General features: G+C 36.8%; 26 protein-coding genes. 20 read left to right on the top strand and 6 right to left on the bottom strand.

Annotated elements, in window-relative coordinates; translation table 11 throughout:
* Positions 1-177 precede the first annotated feature (177 nt).
* The gene (locus tag SOP96_RS10065; RefSeq protein WP_283421959.1) at positions 178-591 is read right to left on the bottom strand and encodes a DUF1573 domain-containing protein; all 414 of its coding nucleotides are present in this window, start codon (positions 589-591) and stop codon (positions 178-180) included.
* Positions 592-756: 165 nt separating this feature from the next.
* Between SOP96_RS10065 and SOP96_RS10070 the strand changes: the two genes are divergently transcribed.
* The 4 genes from SOP96_RS10070 to SOP96_RS10085 all read left to right on the top strand — a co-directional run bounded on the left by SOP96_RS10070 (position 757) and on the right by SOP96_RS10085 (position 4945).
* Positions 757-2004, top strand: coding sequence for a sensor histidine kinase (locus tag SOP96_RS10070; protein WP_326320856.1), 1248 nt, complete (start codon positions 757-759; stop codon positions 2002-2004).
* A gap of 11 nt (positions 2005-2015) precedes the next feature.
* Positions 2016-2696: a response regulator transcription factor gene (locus SOP96_RS10075; RefSeq protein WP_326320857.1), complete on the top strand. Its 681-nt coding sequence runs from the start codon at positions 2016-2018 to the stop codon at positions 2694-2696.
* Between the two features lie 112 nt (positions 2697-2808).
* Positions 2809-3816 (top strand): aldo/keto reductase, encoded by a 1008-nt coding sequence (locus SOP96_RS10080; protein WP_326320858.1) that lies wholly within the window; start codon positions 2809-2811, stop codon positions 3814-3816.
* A gap of 232 nt (positions 3817-4048) precedes the next feature.
* Positions 4049-4945, top strand: coding sequence for a helix-turn-helix domain-containing protein (locus SOP96_RS10085; protein ID WP_326320859.1), 897 nt, complete (start codon positions 4049-4051; stop codon positions 4943-4945).
* On the opposite strand, the gene SOP96_RS10090 is transcribed toward SOP96_RS10085, so the two are convergent.
* On the bottom strand, positions 4942-5319 hold the full coding sequence (locus tag SOP96_RS10090) for a winged helix-turn-helix transcriptional regulator (RefSeq protein ID WP_326320860.1): 378 nt from the start codon (positions 5317-5319) through the stop codon (positions 4942-4944). The genes SOP96_RS10085 and SOP96_RS10090 overlap by 4 nt on opposite strands.
* A 108-nt stretch (positions 5320-5427) precedes the next feature.
* Between SOP96_RS10090 and SOP96_RS10095 the strand changes: the two genes are divergently transcribed.
* A complete protein-coding gene (locus tag SOP96_RS10095) occupies positions 5428-6030 on the top strand; it encodes an FMN-dependent NADH-azoreductase (RefSeq protein ID WP_326320861.1) in 603 nt (200 codons plus the stop codon).
* 141 nt (positions 6031-6171) lie between these two features.
* Here SOP96_RS10095 and SOP96_RS10100 read toward each other — a convergent pair whose 3' ends face one another.
* On the bottom strand, positions 6172-7509 hold the full coding sequence (locus SOP96_RS10100) for a dihydroorotase (protein ID WP_326320862.1): 1338 nt from the start codon (positions 7507-7509) through the stop codon (positions 6172-6174).
* Positions 7510-7628: 119 nt separating this feature from the next.
* Here SOP96_RS10100 and SOP96_RS10105 point away from each other — a divergent pair, with 119 nt between their 5' ends.
* From SOP96_RS10105 to ribA, 8 genes are all read left to right on the top strand, one after another.
* Positions 7629-9083, top strand: coding sequence for a lipopolysaccharide biosynthesis protein (locus SOP96_RS10105; protein ID WP_326320863.1), 1455 nt, complete (start codon positions 7629-7631; stop codon positions 9081-9083).
* A 28-nt stretch (positions 9084-9111) separates the two neighbouring features.
* Entirely contained in the window at positions 9112-10128 is a 1017-nt protein-coding gene (locus SOP96_RS10110) for a sugar phosphate nucleotidyltransferase (RefSeq protein WP_326320864.1), read from the top strand.
* 109 nt (positions 10129-10237) lie between these two features.
* The gene (locus SOP96_RS10115) at positions 10238-11083 is read left to right on the top strand and encodes a DUF4292 domain-containing protein (protein ID WP_326320865.1); all 846 of its coding nucleotides are present in this window, start codon (positions 10238-10240) and stop codon (positions 11081-11083) included.
* A complete protein-coding gene (locus SOP96_RS10120; RefSeq protein ID WP_326320866.1) occupies positions 11080-12645 on the top strand; it encodes a peptidoglycan DD-metalloendopeptidase family protein in 1566 nt (521 codons plus the stop codon). The genes SOP96_RS10115 and SOP96_RS10120 overlap by 4 nt, the downstream gene beginning before the upstream one ends.
* A 30-nt stretch (positions 12646-12675) precedes the next feature.
* Complete coding sequence (locus SOP96_RS10125; RefSeq protein WP_326320867.1) at positions 12676-12882, top strand: twin-arginine translocase TatA/TatE family subunit; 207 nt, start codon at positions 12676-12678, stop codon at positions 12880-12882.
* A 15-nt stretch (positions 12883-12897) separates the two neighbouring features.
* A complete protein-coding gene (locus SOP96_RS10130; RefSeq protein WP_326320868.1) occupies positions 12898-13512 on the top strand; it encodes a DUF4254 domain-containing protein in 615 nt (204 codons plus the stop codon).
* Positions 13509-13964 (top strand): hypothetical protein, encoded by a 456-nt coding sequence (locus SOP96_RS10135; RefSeq protein ID WP_326320869.1) that lies wholly within the window; start codon positions 13509-13511, stop codon positions 13962-13964. Before SOP96_RS10130 ends, SOP96_RS10135 begins: the two co-directional genes overlap by 4 nt.
* Positions 13965-13980: 16 nt before the next feature.
* A complete protein-coding gene (gene ribA / locus SOP96_RS10140; protein WP_326320870.1) occupies positions 13981-14577 on the top strand; it encodes a GTP cyclohydrolase II in 597 nt (198 codons plus the stop codon).
* Positions 14578-14639: 62 nt separating this feature from the next.
* Here ribA and SOP96_RS10145 read toward each other — a convergent pair whose 3' ends face one another.
* Positions 14640-15152: a hypothetical protein gene (locus SOP96_RS10145; protein ID WP_326320871.1), complete on the bottom strand. Its 513-nt coding sequence runs from the start codon at positions 15150-15152 to the stop codon at positions 14640-14642.
* A 118-nt stretch (positions 15153-15270) separates the two neighbouring features.
* Between SOP96_RS10145 and SOP96_RS10150 the strand changes: the two genes are divergently transcribed.
* Both SOP96_RS10150 and bshA read left to right on the top strand, forming a co-directional pair.
* Positions 15271-16965, top strand: coding sequence for a glycoside hydrolase family 3 protein (locus tag SOP96_RS10150; protein WP_326320872.1), 1695 nt, complete (start codon positions 15271-15273; stop codon positions 16963-16965).
* A gap of 37 nt (positions 16966-17002) precedes the next feature.
* Positions 17003-18151 (top strand): N-acetyl-alpha-D-glucosaminyl L-malate synthase BshA, encoded by a 1149-nt coding sequence (bshA, locus tag SOP96_RS10155; protein WP_326320873.1) that lies wholly within the window; start codon positions 17003-17005, stop codon positions 18149-18151.
* A gap of 202 nt (positions 18152-18353) precedes the next feature.
* Here the strand turns inward: bshA and SOP96_RS10160 are convergent, their stop codons facing one another.
* Positions 18354-19094 (bottom strand): DUF6261 family protein, encoded by a 741-nt coding sequence (locus SOP96_RS10160; protein ID WP_326320874.1) that lies wholly within the window; start codon positions 19092-19094, stop codon positions 18354-18356.
* A 219-nt stretch (positions 19095-19313) separates the two neighbouring features.
* Positions 19314-19694, bottom strand: coding sequence for a helix-turn-helix domain-containing protein (locus tag SOP96_RS10165; protein ID WP_326320875.1), 381 nt, complete (start codon positions 19692-19694; stop codon positions 19314-19316).
* A gap of 236 nt (positions 19695-19930) precedes the next feature.
* Between SOP96_RS10165 and SOP96_RS10170 the strand changes: the two genes are divergently transcribed.
* The 5 genes from SOP96_RS10170 (at position 19931) to SOP96_RS10190 (ending at position 23966) form a co-directional block, all read left to right on the top strand.
* Positions 19931-21502, top strand: coding sequence for a hypothetical protein (locus tag SOP96_RS10170; protein ID WP_326320876.1), 1572 nt, complete (start codon positions 19931-19933; stop codon positions 21500-21502).
* Between the two features lie 11 nt (positions 21503-21513).
* Entirely contained in the window at positions 21514-21921 is a 408-nt protein-coding gene (locus SOP96_RS10175) for a hypothetical protein (protein WP_326320877.1), read from the top strand.
* The gene (locus SOP96_RS10180; RefSeq protein WP_326320878.1) at positions 21918-22328 is read left to right on the top strand and encodes a hypothetical protein; all 411 of its coding nucleotides are present in this window, start codon (positions 21918-21920) and stop codon (positions 22326-22328) included. Before SOP96_RS10175 ends, SOP96_RS10180 begins: the two co-directional genes overlap by 4 nt.
* Positions 22329-22420: 92 nt before the next feature.
* Positions 22421-23392, top strand: coding sequence for a hypothetical protein (locus SOP96_RS10185; RefSeq protein ID WP_326320879.1), 972 nt, complete (start codon positions 22421-22423; stop codon positions 23390-23392).
* 16 nt (positions 23393-23408) lie between these two features.
* Positions 23409-23966 carry a DUF6705 family protein gene (locus SOP96_RS10190; protein ID WP_326320880.1) on the top strand — a complete coding sequence of 186 codons (558 nt, stop codon included), beginning with the start codon at positions 23409-23411 and terminating at the stop codon, positions 23964-23966.
* Positions 23967-24142 lie beyond the last annotated feature (176 nt).

Below are 24142 nucleotides of genomic sequence, written 5' to 3' on the forward strand. Positions count from 1 at the left end.
CCCCCCCCCCCCCCCCCCCCCCCCAAAACAAACAAAATAGCGAGTGCGGAAAGCCGGAAATTGCTTCAAATAAAATTATAGTTTTTGAATACTCAATTTCCTTCTAAAAACAAAAACAGCCCAACCAATAATGATTGCGCTGTTTTTTATATTGAACAAGATTAAATTTAATCCAGATTAAGAAGCAACAACTGTTCCTTTAAATGAAAGCGTTTTCGGAGTTTTGCTGTCGCTGGTCGTAACGTTTACGGTTTTCATGAAAGGACCTGCACTTGCTGCATTATAGCTTGCTTCTACAAACCCTTTTTTTCCGGGAAGAATAGGAGTTTTGGTATAGTCTGCCGTTGTACATCCGCAAGATGGGGCAACATTTTCTATCACAATTGGTTTTTTGGAAGTGTTGGTAAATTCAAATCGGATTAATTTCGGTTTTCCCTGAGGGATATTTCCTACATCAATAGATTCTGACTTCCATTTGATCGCATCTGCAAGTACTTTCACAACAGGGTTGCTGTCAGCAGGAAGAATTCCAGCATAGAAAGGAGAAAATGCCATAACCGCTAAAAGCGCTGTAATTTTTAATTTTTTCATGATATAAAATTTTATTTTTGTTTCAAAGAGAAATGTGTTGCATTTCAATACAACAAATGTAATGGCGATAACAGGTTCCTGATGTTAACCGGTTTCAAACATTTGTTAATGAGTTGTTAATAGCCAAAGATAAATAATTTTTTTTGGATAATATTGTTCAGCAAAATGGAAATAAAAAAACTCAATATTATCATTAGCCTGGGGTTTGTCGCAATTATCGGGATACTGATTGCACAGCTGCTCTGGACCCGGCAGGCTTATAATCTTGAGGACAAAAAGTTTAACCAGACCGTAAACATTGCCCTGCTTGAAGTGGTAGAAAAACTGTCGGGCGGAAAAACATCTTTCAGCGAAAGTCCGGTACAGAATATTTCCAATGATTATTATGTGGTAAACATCAACAACGAATTTCATCCCGAGCTACTGGAACATTATCTTAAGACGGAATTTAACCGTTTCCAGATTAATACAGATTATGTTTATGCGTTATATAATTGCCACAGCGACCAGATGATCTATGGAAAATTCATTTCACAGCATCAGGAAAGCCCCCAGGAGAAAGTGATCAAATTTCCCAAACATAAAAATCTTGTTTATTATTTTTCCATCCGTTTTCCGGATAAAACCACGTATCTTATCAGTTCGCTGCGGTTTTGGTATTTGCTTACATTTGCTTTAATCATTATTCTTCTGGTGTATGTGTATTCGATCTACACGATTATTCAGCAGAAAAAATTTGCAGAACTGCAGCGGGATTTCATCAATAATATGACGCATGAATTCAAAACACCGCTTTCTTCGATATTGCTGGCTTCGGAATCTCTTACCAAACAGGATGCTGTAAAAGAAAACCCGAAACTCCAGACCTATACTTCAATCATTACCGAGCAAAGTTATAAACTGAACCGACATATCGAAAAGATTCTCAATATTGCCAAAAACGATGCTTCCGGATTATCCCTGAAACCGCAAAGGATTGTTTTGCTTCCTTTCATTCAGGAAATTGTTGATAGCATAAAACAAAAGAATGAAGATCTCTCCGTGGAAATTGATATTGACAGCAATACATCCATCATTGCTGATGAATTTCACTTTACCAATATCATTTATAACATTTTGGATAACTCCATTAAATATTGTGATACAAAACCTATCATCAATATTTCTTCCTTAAAAGATTCAAAAGCATTATATTTAAGGTTTAAAGATAACGGAATAGGGATTCCTTCTAAAAACCTTCCTCATATTTTTGATAAATTTTACAGAGTGAATACAACAAAAAGCGATGAAGTGAATGGTTTTGGACTCGGTTTATTTTATGTTAAAAAAATTGTCCAGCAGCACAACTGGAAAATTTCAGTTGAAAATAATGCCGATAAAGGAATTACAACTACCCTTACTCTGCCACTTTAATCATTGAAGAGATGGAAAAATCTAAAATTCTATATGCCGAAGATGATGAAACCATTGCTTTCCTGATTCAGGACAGCCTGGAAAACCATTACGATATTTCATGTTACCGCAACGGAAAGTCGGCGCTTGAGGCATTCAATAAAGAAAATTTTGACATTTGCCTTCTTGATATTATGATGCCCGAACTTAACGGCTTTGAACTGGCCGAGCGAATTCGTGAAAAAAATACCGAAATCCCGATTATTTTTATCTCTGCAAAAGCATTGAAAGAAGACCGGATCAGAGGATTGAAAATCGGGGCTGATGATTATCTCGTAAAACCTTTCAGCATTGAGGAATTAATTCTGAAGATCGAAGTTTTCCTCAGAAGATCCAAGAAAACCAACAGTCTTCCATCCAAATTTAAAGTAGGGAAATACACATTCGATCCTAAAAATTATACGCTGCAGAATGCAGAAAATATCATCACTCTTACCCAAAGAGAATCTGATCTGCTTTTCTATTTTATCCGCAATAAAAATACCGTCCTGAAAAGACAGGACATCCTGAAAGCCATTTGGGGCGATGATGATTATTTCATGGGGAGAAGCCTGGATGTATTTATTTCAAGATTGCGAAAAGTACTGGCGGAGGAAGAAAATATTGTCATTGAAAATCTGCACGGCATCGGGTTTCGTTTTTCTGAAAAATAATTTTTGGGTAGATCCTCAAAAACAGCAATCCGTAATTTGCATACGACAATCCTCATTTTGCATACATCACATTCTTGATTTCTCTTCAAATTTGTATTAATAAATCAATAATATGAAATTGAAACAGGTAAAATTAGGAAGCCAGGGACTTATTATCCCAAATATCGGGTTAGGATGCATGGGAATGACAGGATTTGGGGATGCCCATATGTACGGACCGGCAGATGAACAAGAGGCGATTGCAACCATTCACCGCTCTTTGGAAATGGGTGGAAACTTCCTGGATACGGCCGATCTGTACGGTCCTTTTAAAAATGAACAGCTTATTGCGAAAGCAATTGAAGGAAATCGTGACCGGTACATCATCGCCACCAAATTCGGTTGGGAAATTGATGACAATGAACAGATCACCTGGAAAATCAACGGAAGTAAAGACTATGTAAAAAAATCTGTTGAACGATCACTCAAAAATCTGAAAACCGATTATATTGACCTTTATTATATGCATCGACTGGACAAAAATGTTCCTGTTGAAGAGACTGTCGGAGCCATGAGTGATCTGGTAAAAGAAGGTAAAATAGGTTACATTGGTCTCTCTGAAGTATCTTCTGAAACCGTAAAGAAAGCGCACACCGTTCATCCGATTTCAGCGGTTCAGAGCGAGTATTCTCTGTTTGAAAGAACAGTAGAAGAAAAGGGTGTTATTAAAACGCTGAATGAACTGGGAATCGGTTTTGTAGCCTATTCACCGTTGGGAAGAGGTTTTTTATCCGGAAATATTAAAACAATTGATGACTTGCCGGAAAATGATTTCCGAAGAGGAATTCCAAGATTTCAGGAACAGCATTTCCATAAAAATATCGAACTGGTGGAAGCGATTGAAACGATGGCAAAAGAAAAAGAGATCACTTCTTCTCAACTGGCTCTGGCGTGGATCATCAGCAAAGGAATTGTTCCGATCCCGGGAACGAAACGCAGAAAATATCTGGAACAGAACATTGAAGCAGCAAGCATTCAGTTAAACGAATCTGAAATACAGAAGCTTGAAAGTATTGTGCCATTGGGAACGGATACCGGAGCGACATACGATGAATTCGGGATGGGATTGTTGGATTATTAGTATTTCCTTTTCTAAAATTTAAATCTTAAATTAATAATTCAAACCTAACAGGTTTTTGAAACCTGTTAGGTTTATAAAGTAGTACTGTTATGCGCCCCGGCTTGAACGGAGCTCTTTTTGCGCAACGAAGTGAAGCAAAAAAGCGGGAGTGGAAGACGGAAAAAGGCGCCCAAATCTAAGACAGTGTGATGAATCCAAATAATTGTTACCTTTACTATTATAAACCTTAGGTATGAACACCATACAATCTATCTCGCATTTTCACAGACTTTTGTCGCTGCCTGAACCGAAACATCCGATGGTAAGCGTAATCAACCTTTCGGAAAGTGTTTTTATTGAAGATGAGGTCTGGAAAGGTTTTGTGAGCCATTATTATTGTGTAGCCCTGAAACGGAATGCCACCGGAAAAATAAAATACGGACAACAGCATTATGATTATGATAAAGGGGTGTTGAGCTTTACAGCGCCCAATCAGGTTCAACATCTGGATTTACAGGCAATGGATTGCCACAATACAGGATATTTGTTAATTTTCCACGAAGATTTCCTCCTGAAACATTCGCTGGCAAAAACGATTGCTTCTTACGGATTTTTCTCTTATGCCGTTAATGAAGCGCTGCATTTATCTGAAGATGAGGAAAACGATCTGCTTGAAATTTTATTTAAAATTGATAAAGAATGTGAGCACATCGATCATCATACGCAGGAAATTATTTTGTCGCAAATTGAACTGCTGCTGAATTATTCCAAACGGTTTTATGAAAGGCAGTTTATTACCAGAAAAAGCGGAAACCATCATCTGCTGGCAAAATTTGAAGCTTTTCTGAATAATTATTTTAACAACAATTCTGTTGAGAAAGAACTGCTTACCGTTCATGAAATCGCAGAAGCCATGAATCTTTCGCCCAACTATTTAAGCGATCTTCTGCGGGTTCATACCGGACAAAATACACAGCAGCATATCCACGAAAAGCTGATCAGTAAAGCAAAAGAAAAACTCTCAACAACTGAATTATCGATAAGTGAAATTGCTTATGAGCTGGGGTTTGAGCACGCCCAGTCGTTCAGTACTCTTTTTAAAAAGAAAACGAAGATGTCGCCTTTGGAATTTCGGCAGTCGTTTAATTAAAATACGTCCTGGCGGATATTATTCTTATGATTTTTTCCCCAATCCGAAAGCGCTATGATCACCGGTTTGAGGGTTTTGCTATAATCGGTTGAAATATATTCTACGATCACAGGCATCTGTTCTGCATGTACCATTCTTTTTACAAATCCGTTCAGTTCCAAATCTTTAAGCTCATTAGAAAGTACTCTGGCTGAGATGCCCGGAATTTTTCTTTGCAGCTCATTGAATCTGATATTGCCGCTTTCCTGCAGAACAATAATAATTTTAAGCTTCCATTTTCCTCCAATTACATAGATAGCATCTTCAACGGAAGAAAGATATCCGCCACATTCTTCAACCGTAATATGCTCGTCTAAAAGAACATTGTTTTCCATAATTTCAAATTTAACTAACCCAAAGGTTACTGCTAACCTTTTGTTTACTACTAACTTTTGATAAGCAAATGTAGATAAATTTGCTGAAGAAATTTAAAATTTAACAAAATGAAAAACATACTTCACATTATTACAAGTCCGAGAATGGAAGTTTCAGCCAGTAGAAAATTGGGAAAAGCGGTTATTGAAAAAATTCAGGAAAAATATCCCCATGCGGTAGTAACAGAGCGGGACCTTACGAAAAAGCCGGTTCCTATTTTAGAAGAAGCCCATATCAATACTTTTTTTACGCCAACAGAAAACTATTCTCCTGAACAGACAGAAATTAATGAATATTCAACCGGACTAATTTCCGAACTAAAGCAAGCTGATATTATTGTTGTTGATTCTCCTATGTACAACTTTTCGGTTCCGGCATCTCTTAGAGCGTATTTTGATTTTACTTCCAGAGCGGGATATACTTTTAAATATGACGAAAACGGACCAAAAGGGTTGTTGAATAACAAAAAATTATACATTGTTTTCACGTCAGGAAATATTTATTCTGAAGGGCCTTACCAGGTTTATGATTCCAATGTTCCTTATGTTAAAAATATTTTTGGTTTTTATGGTGTTACCGATGTGAGCGTATTCCGTGCAGAGGGCTTGTCGATTCCGGGGATTCAGGAAACCGCTATGGAAAAAGCAATTGAAGGAATTACTATTGATTAATTTTTCAAATATAAGTTAGAAAAGGGAGAATTTAATATGAAACTCTCCCTTTTTTATACGTTTTGGCTAAAGCCGTTTTGATTATTTATAAATGAAAAGCGGGCTAAAGCCCGCTCCTATTGATATCATTCTATCTTATATTTATTCTTCAACTTCAAAAAGCAAACGCTCCCCGAATTTCTCTTCATTAATATTTCCATTTTCATACACCAGGTTTCCATTGACGAAAGTGTGGGTAACCTTTGAATGGAAATTCGTTCCTTCCAAAGGGCTCCAGCCACATTTGTAGAGGATGTTATCTTTTTCTACCTTCCAATTCTGATTTAAATCAACCAAAACCAAATCTGCTTTATAGCCTTCCCTGATGAAACCTCTTTTTTCAATCCTGAATAAAATTGCCGGATTGTGAGCCATTTTTTCAACGATTCTCTCTAAAGAAATTTTTCCGTTTTTATAATTTTCCAGCATCACGACCAGAGAATGCTGAACTAAAGGTCCCCCAGAAGGACATTTTGTATACACATTCTGTTTTTCTTCCCAGGTGTGAGGTGCGTGATCGGTTGCAACCACATCAATTCTGTCATCCAACAAGGCTTCCCAAAGTCCATCTTTATCGTGCTGGGTTTTCACCGCAGGATTCCATTTGATGAGCGAACCTCTTGTTTCATAATCTTCGTTGGTAAAAGTAAGGTGATGAACACAAACTTCTGCTGTGATTTTTTTGTCTTTTAAAGGGATATCATTTCTGAAAAGCTCCAATTCTTTTGCGGTTGACAAATGAAAAACGTGAAGTCGAGCTCCTGTTTTTTTTGCCAGCTCGATTGCTTTTGATGAAGATATGTAACACGCTTCTTCACTTCTGATGAGATGATGAAATTTCACAGGAATATCTTCGCCATATTCATCCATATATTTCTGGGTATTGGCTCTGATCGTTGCTTCATCTTCGCAGTGAACGGCAATCAGCATTTTTGTATTGCTGAAAATATTTTCCAGCGTTTCCGGATTATCAACCAACATGTTTCCTGTGGAAGAACCCAGAAATAACTTTATTCCGGGAACGTTTCTCGGATTGGTCTTTAAGATTTCTTCCAGGTTATCATTTGTTCCGCCCATCATAAATCCGTAGTTGGCGAAAGATTTTTGGGAAGCAATTTCATATTTATCCGCTAATAATTCCTGAGTTACGGCATTGGGTACTGTATTGGGCTGTTCGATAAAACTGGTGGTTCCGCCTGCAATTGCTGCCCGGGATTCACTTTCAATATCTCCTTTATGCGTTAAACCCGGCTCCCGAAAATGAACCTGATCATCGATAACTCCAGGCAAAAGGTATTTTCCAGAACCGTCGATTGTCTGGTCTGCTTCTTCGGAAATATTCGTATTTATTTTCGAAATTATATCATTTTCGATGAGAATATCACCTTCAACAATTTTACCTTCGTTTACGATTTGGGTATTTTTTATAAGAATTTTCATTATCAATTTTAAAGATTAGATTCATGTTTCACAAATTTAATATTTTCAAAACTGATTTTACACATAAGTAAAAGAATTATGAATTCTAATATTTACATTTGCACTTTAAAAATGTAGAATTGTATAAAAAACTATTTGGACAAACCGCAGTATATGGGCTTAGCTCCGTATTGGTAAGAATTTTTCCCTTTCTTATTGCACCTATTGTAACCAAAGCTTTCGGGCCTTCTGCTTCATCACCTTTCGTGGATTGGTATTCGATTGCAGGAGTAATCACAGTTTTTTTAACGCACGGAATGGAAACTTCTTTCTTCCGTTTTGCCCAGGAAGGCGATATCGACAAGAAAACATTAATATCAACGTGTGCGCTGAGTGTTTTAGGAACCGGGTTTATTTATCTGCTTTTGGGATATGTTTTCAGGCAGGATCTTGCCAATGCCTTTGAAACCCCGGATCAGGTTAATTATCTGGTAATTTTTCTTTTTATTTTATCTTTTGATGCATTTTCTACAATTCCTTCCGCTGTTTTGAGGCTGGAAGGAAAACCGGTTCAGTACATGCTCTCTAAAGTGATTGGGTCTTTAGCCTATTATTTTTTAGTTGTATTTTTTATTACATGGCTTCCTAAATATCCAAACGGGATTTTAGGTTTGAAATATGATCCTGAAATTGGCGTTGGCTATGTTTTTATTGCCAACTTAGTACAGAGTATCATCACATTAGCGATTGTGGGTAAGGAATTTGTGAACTTCAGTTTCCGAAAATTTGATTTTACGCTTTGGAAAAGAATCATGAATTATTCCTGGCCGGTTATGATTGCCGGACTTGCGGGAATTGTAAACCAGACCCTGGACCGACAGTTTTTAAAATATTTGCTTCCGAAAGAAGAAGCCAAACATCAGATAGGTGTTTACGGCGCTGTTTATAAAATTGCGACATTTATTACGGTTTTCAGGCAGGCTTATCAATTAGGAATTGAACCTTATTTCTTTTCAAGCTTTAAAGACAAAAACAATCATAAAACATATGCCGTTTTAATGGATATTTTCGTCATATGCAATTGTTTGATTTACATTGGATTAATGGTAAACCTTCAGTGGATTTCTGAAAAATATCTTAAAAACCCATTGTATTATGAAGGCATAGAAATCATTCCTTTTGTGATGCTGGGTGCTTTATTTTTAGGAATTTATCTAAATCTTTCCATCTGGTATAAACTTTCGGATAAAACAAGGGTAGGTTTATATATTTCTCTTATTGGCGCTGCCATTACAATTTTTATTAACTTTACATTTATTCCGAAATACGGATATTGGGCAAGTGCTTTTGCTGCTTTAATTACCTATTTCAGCATGATGGTTATTTCTTACATTTGGGGTAAAATACAATACCCGATTCATTATAATATAAAAAAAATAGGTATTTATCTTTCGTTATCAATTATGATTTCTACAGTATCTTTTTATTACTTTAGAGACAATTATTGGATAGGAAACGGATTATTCGTTTTGTTTATGGCATTTTTAGCTTATAATGAAAGAACAATGGCTAACAAGATACTTAGAAGATCATAAAATAATAAATTAAAAGATACTCATTAATATGAAAATTATCGTTCCTATGGCTGGACGTGGCTCCAGATTACGCCCACATACGCTTACCGTTCCGAAACCTTTAATCCCGATTGCAGGGAAACCTATCGTACAACGGCTGGTAGAAGACATTGCCAAAGTCGCAGGAGAAGAAATTGAAGAAGTTGCTTTTATCATCGGAGATTTTGGTCCTGAAATTGAAAAATCCCTGATTCAGATTGCTGAAAAATTGGGCGCAAAAGGAAGCATCTATTATCAGAACGACCCTCTGGGTACGGCTCACGCCATTAAATGTGCAGAACAATCAATGACCGGTAATGTGGTGATCGCGTTTGCCGATACACTTTTCCGTGCAGATTTTATCCTGGATAAAAACTCAGATGGGGTAATTTGGGTAAAAAGCGTGGAAGACCCTTCTGCTTTCGGAGTTGTAAAACTTGATAACTACGGGTTTATCACCGATTTTGTTGAAAAACCGCAGACTTTTGTTTCAGATCTTGCCATCATCGGGATATACTATTTCAACAGTGCAGAAAAGCTGATGGATGAGATCAATTACCTGATGGATAACGACATCAAAAACGGCGGTGAATATCAGCTGACTACCGCTTTAGAAAGCCTTCGTGCAAAAGGAGCAAAGTTCACTTTAGGAAAAGTAAACGACTGGATGGATTGCGGAAACAAAAATGCAACTGTAGAGACCAACAGCAAAATCCTTGCTTATGAACACGAATCAATGTCTCAATATCCTGCCTCGGCACAGATCGAAAACTCATTAATTATTCCACCTTGCTTTATCGGTGAAAATGTGAAAATTTCCAATTCAAAAATTGGTCCCGGAGTTTCTTTAGGAAATAATACGGTAATTGTTAATTCCAATATTGAAAATTCCCTGATCCAGGAAAATACGAAAATCAACCACGGAAACCTTTCCAATTCAATGATTGGAAATTCTGCTCAGTATTTCGGAGTATCAAGAGAGATTTCTTTAGGAGACTTTTCCGTTCTTGATTTCTTATCGAAATAATTTGATAAAATATATCAACGTAAATAATTATCTTCAGGCCACACAAAAATGTTTTGTGTGGTTTGGCGTTAATATTGCTCCGTAATTTTTAAAATTGAAAGGTAAATACATGAAAAACTGGATCATAGTACTCGTATTGCTTTTTGCTGTAACATCCTGCAAAACGAGAAACGCTGGCAGAAAAGCCAATAAAAATATAAAAACCGACAGTACATTTGTATTGGAAACAGATCAGCCGAAAGATGCCAATGAACCCATCAGAAATAAGCTTCCTTTTTTCGAACATGTAATTCCTCCTCCGCAGTTTGAGCAGATCAAAATCAATAGTAAAGTAAATGTGGAAATGGGAAGCTTTATCCCAACGCTGGATGCAACCATTTATATTGAAAAAGACAAAAAAGTATGGATGAATCTACAGGCATTCATCATTACGGTAGCACGCGGAATTGCAACCCCTGAAGGAATAAAAGGACAGGATAAAACAAGCAAAACATATATTGATTCTGATTTCGATTACCTTAACAACCTTCTGAATGTTAATTTTATCGATTATAAATCTTTGGAAAAAATCCTCCTTGGAAGAACTTTTGTAAGAATTAACGACTCACAGTTTACGCTCACTCAGAATTCGCAGGGATTTAGGCTGGTATCTAATGTTAACCAGAAAATTGAAACCGAAGGAAGAACCAGAGAATACAAAATCGCATTAGACTATGATACCAATTATGATCTCCTGAATGTAAACCTAAAAGATGTTCTTTCTCCTGATGAACTTAATGTATCATACAGCAATTGGGAAGAAATCAATGGCATCAGATTACCTAAAAATGTTAAAATAATTATAAAAGGCTCAAAAAACAGTCAGATTTTACTGGAAAATACGAAATTTGATTTTTCGAGGATGGACACGCCCTATTCTGTGCCATCCAGTTATAAGAAAATTGAGATTAAATGATTAAAAAATTTAGCTTTTTAATAGGTATTTTATTGTTCGGGCTGTACTATGGACAAAGCGGCAAAAAAGAACAGTTGCAAAAACAAAATGCTGAACTTAAAAAACAAATTGCTCAGATAAACACAGATTTAGCAAAAACAAGAAATGAATCTAAGCTTTCCGTGGCCTATCTTGAAAACGTCAACAAAAAGCTGATGTTGAGAGAAAAGGTTTATAACAATACTCAGAAAGAAAAAAGATTTATTGAAGACGAAATTTACCTTCGTCAGCTTGAAATTAATCGCCAGAACAGAGAGCTTAAAGTACTTCGTGAAAACTATGCTAAAGTTCTTGTAAACGCGTATAAAAATAAAGGCGTACAGAATAAAGTAACTTTTATTCTATCTGCCAAAAATTTGGGAGAAGCCATAAGAAGAGTTCAGTATTTAAAGCAATATTCTGATTATCAGGATAAAAAAGCAGCGGAAATTACTACCGCAGCAGCTAAGATCAAAAAATCTATTGCCCAAAAACAGAATTCCGTAAAAGAAAAAGCGAATCTTCTTGCTAACCAGCAAAAAGATTTAACAACCATCAACGCGGAAAGAGCTCAAAAAGAGCAGCTTGTAGCAGAATTTAAGAAAAACGAATCCAAACTTACCTCAGAGCTAAGACAAAAACAATCACAGTCTAAAGCGCTGGAAGGGCAGATCAGATCAATCATTGCGGAGGAGATAAGAATTGCCAAGGCCGAAGAAGAAGCCAGAAAGAAAGCCGAAGCTGAGAAAATACGCCTTGCTAAAATAGCCGCCGAAAGAGAAAAAGCAAGAATTGAAGCTGAAAATAAAGCCCGTGCCGAAGCCCTTGAAAAAGAAAGACGAGCCGCAGAAGCCGAAGCCAGAAAAGCATCTGAGCTGGCGGCGAAAAGAGCCGAAGAAGAAAGAAAACGAAATGAAGATGCGGCAAGATCAGAAGCAACAGCAAGAGACGAAGCAAGAAAAATAGCCGCAAAAAAGGCATCGGATGAAGCAGCAGCAAAAGCAAAAGAAGCTTCAGATAAACTTGTCGCTGCAAGGGCCGCAGAAGCAGCCTTGGCGAAAAAGAAAGAAGATGATAAAAAAGCTGCCGAAACAAAAGCCATGACCAGCTATGGGGTAACTACTGTTGCCGGAAGTAATTTTGCCGATAATAAAGGAAGATTAGGCTATCCTGCTGATAAAATAGGGCAAATTACCCACCGCTTCGGAAGACATCCGCATCCGATATTTAAAAATATTGACGAAGAAAACAATGGTATTAAAATTTCGGTACCTTCCGGAACACGGGCAAAATCTGTATTCCCCGGAACTGTTTCTTCAGTACTGGCAAACAGTGACGGCACGAAAACCGTTATCCTGAAGCACGGAAATTATTTCACCATCTACTCCAATCTTGCAAGTGTAAGTGTTTCCAAAGGCCAGCAGGTATCTGCAGGAACCCCGGTAGGAGTAATTGGCCAGGATTTCGATGGAACGTATACCCTTGATTTCCAGGTATGGAACGGAAGCACACCTGTTGATCCTTTAGGTTGGGTTTCTTATTAAAAAAAGATTAACTTTGTAAAAAATTTAGCAATGAATACATTAACAATACTGTCATTATCTTGGCAACACATCCTGATCGTGGCTATCATTCTTCTGTTACTTTTCGGAGGTAAAAAAATTCCTGAATTAATGAGAGGGATGGGGTCTGGTATCAAAGAATTTAAAGATGCTGTAAAGGAAGAAGATAAACCGGGTGCGGAAAACAAAAACACCAACAATAATCCTTCAAGCAACTAAAAATTCTATAACCCGATGAATTTTACAGAGACCGCCTGGAAAGTCTTCAACAAATCTATTGAAGATTATCACGTGTCTGATGACGTTAACACTCTAATTAATAACCCGTTCGAAAAAGACACTTTGGAACGGATTTTGTATGCAAAAAACTGGATTGATACCGTTCAATGGCATTTGGAAGATATAATTAGAGATGAAAATATTGATCCGGCTGAAGCGCTTCAACTTAAAAGGGCGATAGATGCATCCAATCAGAAAAGAACTGATCTGGTAGAATTTATAGACAGCTGGTTTCTTAAAAAGTATGAAAGTGTAATTCCTAAACCTGATGCAAAGATCAATACTGAGACTATCGCATGGGCGGTAGACAGGTTATCTATTCTCGCGCTCAAGGTTTATCATATGTCGTTAGAGGCAAACAGAGATTCAGCTTCCGAAGAACACAGAGCCAATTGCCAGGCAAAATTAGATGTTCTTCTTGCACAGCATGAAGATCTTTCAACTTCTATTAATCAGTTGCTTACTGATATTGAGAACGGTGATGTTAAGATGAAAGTGTACAAACAAATGAAAATGTACAATGATGAAAGTCTTAACCCAGTCCTGTATCAAAAGGGGCAGCAAAAATGAAACGATTACTTTTTTTTGGGGTATTACTAATTATAACATCTTGTGCAACGGAAAAACAGAATTTTTCTCCGTTGTCAACCGGCTTTTATAGCGAAACCAAAGGGTCAGATTCTGATAAGGGAGCCAAAAACACCATTGATATCAACGTAAAAAGCAATGTAAACGCTTCTGAGATTTCAAATCTGATCGCCACTTTTCCCAAATTCAGAAATACAGCTTTAAACACTGAAATTATTACACTGAAGTACAGTCTGCAAAACTATCTTTATGCGATAGATGCTGATAATCTGAGTGGGAAAAACAAAGCTTTAAAAGACTTTGAAAAATCTTATAAAAAAGTTCAGAAACTAAGACAAAATCTTAACAAAGATGATGATGAGATCCTCAACCGGTATCTTGTAAGATTAAAAACAAACGTTTCTGCAATTGAAGATTACATAAAGGGAAATTAACTAACTAAGGGTATTAATGATTAAAATTCAGGCGGAGTCGAATGTTCCTACGGAATATGGTACTTTCCGAATGATTGCTTTATCCGAAAACGAAAATGACTGGATGCCTCATATGGCTATCGTCGCAGAAAAAACAGATTTTTCAAAACCTGTAAACGTGCGTTTCCACTCAGAATGTATTACCGGAGAAGTTTTCCATTCAAAAAAATGCGAATGTGGGCAGCAGCTGGATGCTGCCATGAAATATATCCATGAAAATGGAGGAGTTATTATCTACCTTCGCCAGGAAGGCAGAAATATCGGGATCATTAATAAATTAAAAGCATATTCTTTACAGGAAAAAGGGTTTGACACCGTAGAAGCCAATCTTAAGCTGGGCCTTCCTGCTGACGACAGAAACTTCGGGGTAGCTATTGAAATTCTTAATTTACTTGGTATAAAAGAGGTTAATCTTCTTACCAATAATCCTGAAAAGGTAAAGTATGTTGAAGAAAGCAATATTCATCTTAATTCAAGAATTCCTTTACAAATTCCGGCCAACGAGATTAGTAAAGCTTATCTGCAGACAAAGAAAGATTTTTTTGGTCATCTATTAGATGATAATGATAAATAAATGCAAAGCTCCGGATTAATTCCGGAGCTTTTTTGTAATTATAAAAAACTGAAAAGATATGCTTAATTAACTTTAATTGTCTTTATTTTAGATTCATCAAGATTATAATATTTTACAACAGCATTGTAATCACTCGTATTTACTGCCGACGTTCCTTTCGCAGGACTTGCAGGAACTAAAACAACTCTGAAAGTCTGATTGGTGAGATACTGTGAAACTTCAGAAGACGTCATTGTTGTCTGATCAAAATTGGCTTCAGTATAAATTTCTACATTTTGAGAATCAAATAATGCGTTATAATCAAGCTCTCTTCCGCCTGACAAAAAATAAGTTTTGGGGATCAACTGCCATGCATTACTTGCTGCAGGATCTCTTCTATACACAAGCACTACATCTGTGCTTTCTATACTAATCGGAACGGTGAAGGAATATCCGTTTGCATTGGTAAAGCTTCCACTTACATCCCTCATTTTAGAGTAAGTATCACCATCTCCCACGAAATTTTCATCATCATCACAACTGAATATAAATAAGCTTACAAAAGCTAATAGTAAAATTGGAAGATATTTTTTCATTTTATAAAAGTTTAATTGTTCTTGTTATTTATAAAGCGTATTCAAATCATATACCAAAAAACTTAAAAACATTGTTTTCATCATCATTTTAATTGTATTTTTGTTATTATTCAAAATTATGAAGAAACTGATCTGTACATCAATCTTTATTATCTTATCATTAAGCCCGAAAATTACGGCTCAATACACACCAAAAAATCTTTCCAAAGAAGATCTCAAAAAGGCTCATCATTGGGTTGACAAAACATATAAAAACCTTTCGCAGGAGGAAAAGCTCGGACAGCTTTTTATCGTCGCATTATACACCAATAAAGGTGAAAATGAGATCAATAACGTCCGGAATATTGTTGCCAATGAAAAGGTTGGCGGACTGATCTTAATGCAGGATGACGCTGCAAGAGAAATTAATCTCGTTAATAAATTACAACAAAAATCTAAAGTTCCGTTAATGATCGGGATGGATGCGGAATGGGGATTATACCAGAGAATTGCTGCAGCTCACAAATTTCCGTGGGCCATGACGCTAGGAGCCATTCAGGATAAAAACCTTATCCGCCAGATGTCTGCTAAAATAGCTGAAGACTGCCACAGAATGGGAATCAACTGGGATTTTGCGCCGGTAGTTGATGTGAACACCAATCCTGATAACCCGATAATTGGCAACAGAAGCTTCGGGTCTGAAGTAAGCAATGTAATCAGCTCTGCATCTGCCTATGCAAGCGGACTTCAGGATAATAATATTCTTGCGGCGATTAAACATTTTCCGGGTCACGGTGACACCAGCACCGATTCTCACCTGGATCTTCCGGTAATTTCCCACAATCTAGATAGGCTTAATACTATTGAATTAGCACCTTTTAAAGCATTAATGAAAGAAGGAATCGGCGGAGTGATGGTTGCTCATTTATATGTTCCTGCTTTTGAATCGGGAAAAGGAATTCCGGCTTCGGTTTCCAAAAATATAATCACAGGTTTATTAAAAGAAAAATTAGGCTACAAAGGACTTATCATCACTGATGCATTAAACATGAATGCAGTGGCCAGCAAGTACAAACCAGGTGAACTGGATGCCTTAGCTTTCAAAGCGGGGAATGATATTATGCTTTTCTCGCAGGGCGTTGCAGAAGGAAAGAAACTCATTCAGAAAGCCATTGACAATGGTGAAATTCCGCAGTCAAGAATTGAAGAAAGCGTAAAGAAAATCCTTCTTACAAAATATTTTTTAGGCCTGAACCAATACAGTCCGAAAGATCCTGAGAATATTAACTCAGATTTAAATAATGATTTGCACAAAACGTTGGTTCAAAATTTATATGCTAATGCTTTAACATTATTAAAAGATGAAAAGAATTTACTCCCACTGCATGAAAAAAAGGTTTATTATGTTCCTTTAGAAGAAGCGCCTTACCAAACTTTTGCCAATGAAATGGGATCTCAGATCATCATTAAAAAAGCAAATGAGATAAATACAATTCCTGCGAACTCTACGGTAATCGTAGGTTTTCATAAAGATAATTCAACCGCATACAAATCGTATAAAGTTTCAGAAAATTCCAAAAAAATCTTATCTGACCTATCAAAACGCCAGAATGTTATCCTGAATGTTTTCGGAAGCGCTTATGCATTGAAAGATATTAATATTTCCAACATTTCTACGGTATTGGTTTCCTATGAAAACAACAACGATTCTATGACGGCTACAGCCAATGCGCTGAAAGGAAAAACAAAAATATGGGGCAGGCTTCCTGTTTCGGTGAATGATCAACTAAAAGCGGGAATGGGAATTGACCTATTGCCGGTGAATGAAAAATAAGGTGAATTTATATTTACAAAATCAAACAACAAAATCAATGAAAATAGGCATACTTTGCTATCCCACCTACGGCGGAAGCGGAATTGTAGCAACAGAACTGGGAATGTCGCTAGCCAATAAAGGCTATGAAGTGCACTTCATCAGCAGTGCGCTCCCAGCGAGATTAGATATTACCAATCCGAATATTTTCTTTCACCGGGTAAATGTTCAGACCTATCCCCTGTTCCAGTATCAGCCTTATGACATTGCACTCAGCTCAATGATTTACCGCGTTGTGAACCTTTATAAGCTGGATCTGCTTCATGCCCATTATGCCATTCCGTATGCGTATGCTGCATTTACGGCAAAGCAGATGCTGAAGGAAGATGATAATGACATCCCGTTGGTTACAACGCTTCACGGTACCGATATTACGCTGGTGGGACAGCATCCAAGCTACAAGCATGCTGTAGAATTTTCCATTAACCAATCCGATGCGATTACTTCCGTATCCGAAAGCTTAAAAAAAGATACGCTGCAGTTCTTCAATATTAAAAAAGAAATCCAGGTGATTACCAATTTTATTGATAATTCTGAATTTGACGAACCGAGTGATTGCCAAAGAACACAATTTGCAAATCCTGATGAAAAGATCCTGATCCACGTTTCCAACTTACGCCCTGTAAAAAGAGTGGATGAAGTGCTTCAGATCTTCAAAAGTGTACAGAAAAAGGTAAAATCGAAATTAATCATTATCGGGGAAGGGCCGGATATGGAGAAGGTTAATCAGTTTCTTGAGGAAAACCCTGACCTCATCTCAAAAATCCGTCTGCTTGGAAAGGTAAACGACCTGTACCGAATTCTTCAGTTATCCGATGTGTTTTTACTGCCTTCGGAACAGGAAAGTTTCGGTCTTGCCGCACTGGAAGCGATGGCTGCCTATACACCGGTGATCAGTTCCAATGCGGGAGGAATTCCGGAAGTAAACATCCAGGGTGAAACCGGGTTTTTGGCAGAAATCGGGAACGTGGAAGCCATGAGCAACTATACCATTAAACTTCTAAGCAATGAAGAGCTTTTAACCGAAATGAAGAAAAATGCGAAAGAACAGGCCATTAAATTCGATCTGAAAAACATTCTTCCGATCTACGAAGAAATGTATAGAACGACTATTGAAAATTTTAAAAGTGAGCTAACTAAAGCATAGCATTTTTTCAACTAAAATACAGGCTGCATTTCTGGTAATGCAGCCTTTTTTGTTCTTGATAATATTCTTTTAATAGTAAGATTTTATAATATTGTAAGAAGAGTTAAGGAAATATCTTTGATATTTTAATAAGACCTAACGCTTCATTCTTGTCCAATCAATCCTTTTACATTTTACTTCTTACATCTTACTATTAAAAACACTACTCCTGTGATGGTGGCTGCTGGTCATTCCCCAGGATATCCTTTCGGTTTGCAAGCAGCACATTGTATTGATCGGTAAGCGCATTCAGCTGGTTGATGACGGTGGCGTATGGTGACGGCGGTGTCTCTACCAGGAGATGAAGCGCATCGATCCGGTCCCGCAATGCATAGTAGGCGGCATTCACCTCTTCCCTTTTCGATTTAATGGTTTCCGGGTTGGCATCTCCGTATTCCTGGGTACGGGAAAGATACGTGGTATTGAACAGGTCATTGGCTGTTTTCATCTCATTGACCCATGCAGAAAGATTAAAGGAGGCAACCGCATCGTTGAGTTCGGGTTTATTTTCCCAATCTTTGATGAGATTATTAAGCGTGGCGGTCTCTGCCTGATAGTTTAAACGGGCAATACCGCTTCCGTACAGAGCCATATTGTCGAGAAGCAATTGTGCCTTCTGTTTTTTATCTGATTCGAAATGATAAGAATGCCCCAAAAGAAAATAGTAAATTCCGTTGATGGCATTATCCCTTCTTTCATCCAACAGCAAAAGATCCTGTGTTTTTTCATTGGCCAATGCTTTTTTATACAGGTTTTCCAGCTCGGAAATTTTGGTATTGAAGGCGGAAAGCTTGGCGTCGATCTGTAAGGTTGCGGGATTGTTCAGGGTGATAATTCCTGAGAAGTCTTTTACGTATTGCAGGTATTCTGCGTTGCGGAGTTTGGGTAAGTCGATAAAATTCATTTGTGTATATTTTATTATTTAAACCGTATGATGCGATTAATTAATGTATTCCGGAAGGCTCTTGCATAAAAATCCCTTCCGGGTGTTCCCGAAAATCTCCTGCAGGCTGCAGAAAGCTTTCGGAGGCTCCCGAAAAGCCGTTGCGAGGGTGCGGCAAACTTTCGGGGGTTCCCGAAAAGTCATTGCAGGGGTGCAGCAGCCTTTCGGGAAAAAAGGAAATTATTTGCTGTTTTCAGCCTGGCTTTTCCAGTATTCTACCTGTTCTTTTAATTCTTTAATGCGTTCTTCGTACTGTTCTACAAGTTTTTCGGATAAAGAATTTATTGTATTTATAGTTCCTACAAACTGAAATGCCATACCTCCTTTCTGATCTGTATTCTCCTGCTCAAGATTATTCGCTTCATCAGTAAGGAAATTTTCTGGTCTCATTTCAAAAATTTCGCTTAGCTTTTCTATATGATTTACCCATGAATTGCTTTCTCCGCTTTCTATACGGGCATATGCAGATTGCGAAATATGCAGCTTATCTGCCATATCGTCCTGTGAAAATCCTTTAGACTTTCGTAATCTCTTTATCTTTTCGGCTACGGTATTTGTCATTTCTGTATCTAATGTTTACACAAATATAAAATATTTTCCATTACAACTGCTTACCCGGTTTTCGGGTAAATTTATGCAAAAACAGATTTTTTATAATAAATCATGCTCTATATATTTGTTAAATGTAATCTGAAGATTATAAAATTGTTTAATTCGAAATAAGTTTTCCAACCTAACAATAAAAAAATGCATCTCTATAAAAAAAGAATTATATTTAACCCACAAAACAAATACGAATGATGAGAAAGATTTCATGGCTGTTTTTATTAACGGTATTCCTCACTCTTTTTTCCTGTAGGAATGATGTATTTCCTGAGCAGGATATGAATAGTATTAACAGTTCTAAATTCCAGCTTACTTCCAAAAGAATTTCTTTAAACGAAAGCAAACACAAAGTAAAGCTTCTTCCCGAACTGGAAAAAGCAAAACATGGGTTTGAAGCAAAAAATACCGCCGGAAAAGTGGTGCAATATGGAGATGGGATTTCCATAGATACCGAGGATGTGGTGTATATTGAATACGGCCCTTATCATACCTATACCTTTAAAATCAATAGAGATAACGCTCCTGCTGATGCTCCGGTAGAAAATCTGATATTAAGCCTCGAACCGGACGGAACCTACAAAGAATTAGTAAAAACTTACAATCTTACGCAGAACGACTGGCACGAGCTGAGCCTTGGCAACGGGATAGATCTCACCGGCAAAACCACTACTGTGGAAGTGGCTAAGGGAACATACCATCAGGCTCTTGCAAAAGGGGCAGGCTCCGGCTGTTATTATGAAAGCCAGCAGGTGTATCAGGCGTGCTGTCATGGGGTACATGGGGAAGGTAATATTGGTGATTGGGGCAATTGTACCTGTACCGGAGCGGGCCTTCCTAAGATGTATACCATAGAGATTTTGGTTTGTCCTCCGGAACCGGGCGCTCCTACCGGCGGGTGGGTTCCCACTCCGTCTTCTCCTACTGCACCGACAGGCGGAGGAGAGCCAGTGGATGGTGGTAATAGTTCAGGATCACAAACCAACCCTACAGATCCCAATACCGTAGAAGGAGCGCAGGAAGAACTCGGAGGTGCCCCTACGCTGCCGAATTTGGGATTACCTCCAAACAATCCTTGTGAAAAAGCTAACCAAGCGAATATAAAAGCAAAAGAACTTTTAAATCAGGCAAAAATTAATGCGGCTATTACAACAGCAGGAGCTACAGTAGCAACAGACCCTTTTGAAAAAGGCTTTAATTTTGGGACAAAAGATGATGGAAGTTATACCACCGGCGATATAAAGGTAGGAACGGAATCAGGCATTAATTTGCCTCCTACGGATTACGAATTTACCGTTACGGGATCTTTGCATACCCATAATGGGGATGCCTATGAATGTTTTTCGCCTAATGATTTTTATATTTTCCAGACTGCTAATAAATATAATGCTAATTTTAGCACTGCATTTGTATTAGGCTCTTCCGGCGGTATGTATAATGTATTTATTACAGATCTCGCTAAGTTTAAGAATTTTAAGAATAATTATCCAAAAGCGGATTATATCGATGGGGCAGCCTGGAAAGAAGGAAGTTCTATTGAAATTGATTTTAAAAAAGTAAAGCGACATTTTGAAAAGCAGGGTAAGACCGATGATGAAGCTTTCGCTTTGGCTCAGGCGTATGTTTTGAGGAAATATGATACCGGCATGAGCATCAGCATCAAACAAACCGATGGCGGTTTCAAAACCCTATTTGTAAAAGAAAGTAAAGACCCTAATGATCTCAATGAAACCATCTATGAACAAACCACTGATTGTAACCTTTAAAAAACAAAAATATGAAAATTATATCAAAATTAACTGTTCTATTATTATTCGCTTTTAGCTTTAAAGTTCATGCACAATTGGATACGCTAAACTATGTAAAACAATTTGAAACCAACAAAGCACAATATATTAATAAACCCTTTTCTTATCTTCTAAGCCAGATAACACAAATTCAGCCAACATCTCATTGGGCTGATTCCCCCCCCCAGAATAAAACCATTGTAAAATCTTCTCAATTTTTATTTTGCAATATGAAATATATTGGTAATCGCGTTGTTGTATTGACAATAATCTGGCAAGACCCATTTCCAAAATCAGATGTAAAATACCTCCAAAATAAGAACGGATATTATTTTACCAATGAAGAAAAGACATTTTATGCAAATAAAATTGTAAAAGATATACTGGTATACAAGTGAAGAAGATTTGCTATAAAATAAGCTTAATTTGTGCTTTGCTCTTTGTTTTTATGGGCAAAGCACAATTAGATACACTAAGTTATATAAAGCAATTTGAGATTAATAAATCTCAATATATAAATAAACCTTTTTCCTATCTATTAGGTCAAATGACACAAATTCAACCTAAAACAGTTTGGGCTGATGCTTATTTTAAGGATAAAAAAATTGTAAAATCTTCTACATTTAATTTTTGTCAAAAAGAATATAGCTTTAGCCGTGTAGTAACATTACGAATTAAATGGGAAAATTCTATTCCTCGTTCCGATGTAAAATACTATGAAGATAAAAATCATTTTTATTTCACAAACGAAGAAAAAGCATTTTATGGCAATAAAATAGTGAAGGATATTATGGTTTACAAGTGATAGAAAATATTTTTAAATAATAATTGGAGTTGTTAACAATCTAACAACTCCAATTATCTATAATCCCACTGTACAGTAAAAACAGACGATGCTTGCAGGTTGGGGAAGGTAATATTGGTGATTGGGGCAATTGTACCTGTACCGGAGCGGGCCTTCCTAAGATGTATACCATAGAGATTTTGGTTTGTCCTCCGGAACCGGGCGCTCCTACCGGCGGGTGGGTTCCCACTCCGTCTTCTCCTACTGCACCGACAGGCGGAGGAGAGCCAGTGGATGGTGGTAATAGTTCAGGATCACAAACCAACCCTACAGATCCCAATACCGTAGAAGGAGTGCAGGGAGAATTGGGAGGTACCCCTACGCTGCCGAATTTGGGTGGGAATCTTCAAACACAGACTCCTTGTGAGAAAATAAAATCTATTTTTTCAGATACAAAATTTAAAGAAAAATATAATGAGCTGAACAAACCTGAAAATTTTGATTTGGATCATGAGAAAGCATTTATTATGAGATATCCTCCAATAGGAAATAATATACCGCCTTCTTATTTTTCAGTAGATATGCCTCCTTGCTCCACAAATAATGAAGATGCTGTGATGCCAAGCAATGCAGCAGGATTAGTGGGGCTTATGCATACCCATACCAATCTCGACTGTAATGGAAATTATCCTGTAAAAGTACCATCGCCTGTAGATATAAAATACTTATTTAATACGCTTTTATCACAAGCCAACCAATATACAGGGAGCTACTCCAATGCTTATTCTATAACCATTACTTCAGGAGGAAGCTATATGCTGGTGTATACCGGAACAAATTATCCCGGTTCTCTCAATTATGATACAGTAAAACAGTTGAAAAAAGATTATAAAATTATCTATGATAAATTGATGAGAGATGATAAATTTACGCAACCAAATATTGAAAAAGAATTTGTTAAATTTATGAAAGAAAAAATCAATAAACCTGGATTGGAAGTATATAGAGTAACACCTACCTCTGCTGTAAAATTAGAATATGATCCTAATTCATCCAACTCAATAAAACAAACACCTTGCCCGTAACTAAAAAATACTTATCATGAAAAATATATTTTTATTAGTAGTTATTATTATTTCTATAAGCTGTAGATCACAAACTTATCCATTACGTAATTTTTCAGATATACCTGAAAACTCTTATGAGAAAGACACTAATAATGAACTCCCTGCTTATGAAGGTACGTGGAAAGGAAGCTGGAACAATAAAATTATTTATGTTTCAATAAAAAAAATGACAAATAAATTTGATAACACTCTCAAATATTATAAGGATTGCTTGATAGCAAAGTTTAAAGTAACAGATTTAAATGGACTTATTCTTTTTGATAATACAAACTTAGCAGATAATCAAGCAAAAATAGAGGGAGGGGGATTTAGAAAAGTAGATAATAAATATTCTCTTATCTATATAGATATGGATTTATGTGAAAGGTCTGGAACTATATTAATTAACTTCACAGATTCAACCAAAACAAAACTTCAGTGGAGCTATTCTCAGGATGAAAATTTTATAGAGCCTGATTGTTTTTATTACAGTTATGCTCCTCAGGATTATCCGCAGCCATTGCCTAATAATATTGTACTGACAAAACAATAGTAATTATGATAAAAAAATATTTATACTTCTAACTCTAGTATCATTTTGCAATATTTTTTCACAAAAAATTACCAAATTAGAATTCCATCATTCAAATGTTATTATTCCTTTTAGTTCTATAAATATTCTTTTTGAGCCTATTAAGAATAATAAAAAAGGAAAGATAAGGGTTAAGG

It is taken from the genome of Chryseobacterium salviniae, assembly GCF_035819015.1.
GTDB lineage: Bacteria > Bacteroidota > Bacteroidia > Flavobacteriales > Weeksellaceae > Chryseobacterium > Chryseobacterium salviniae.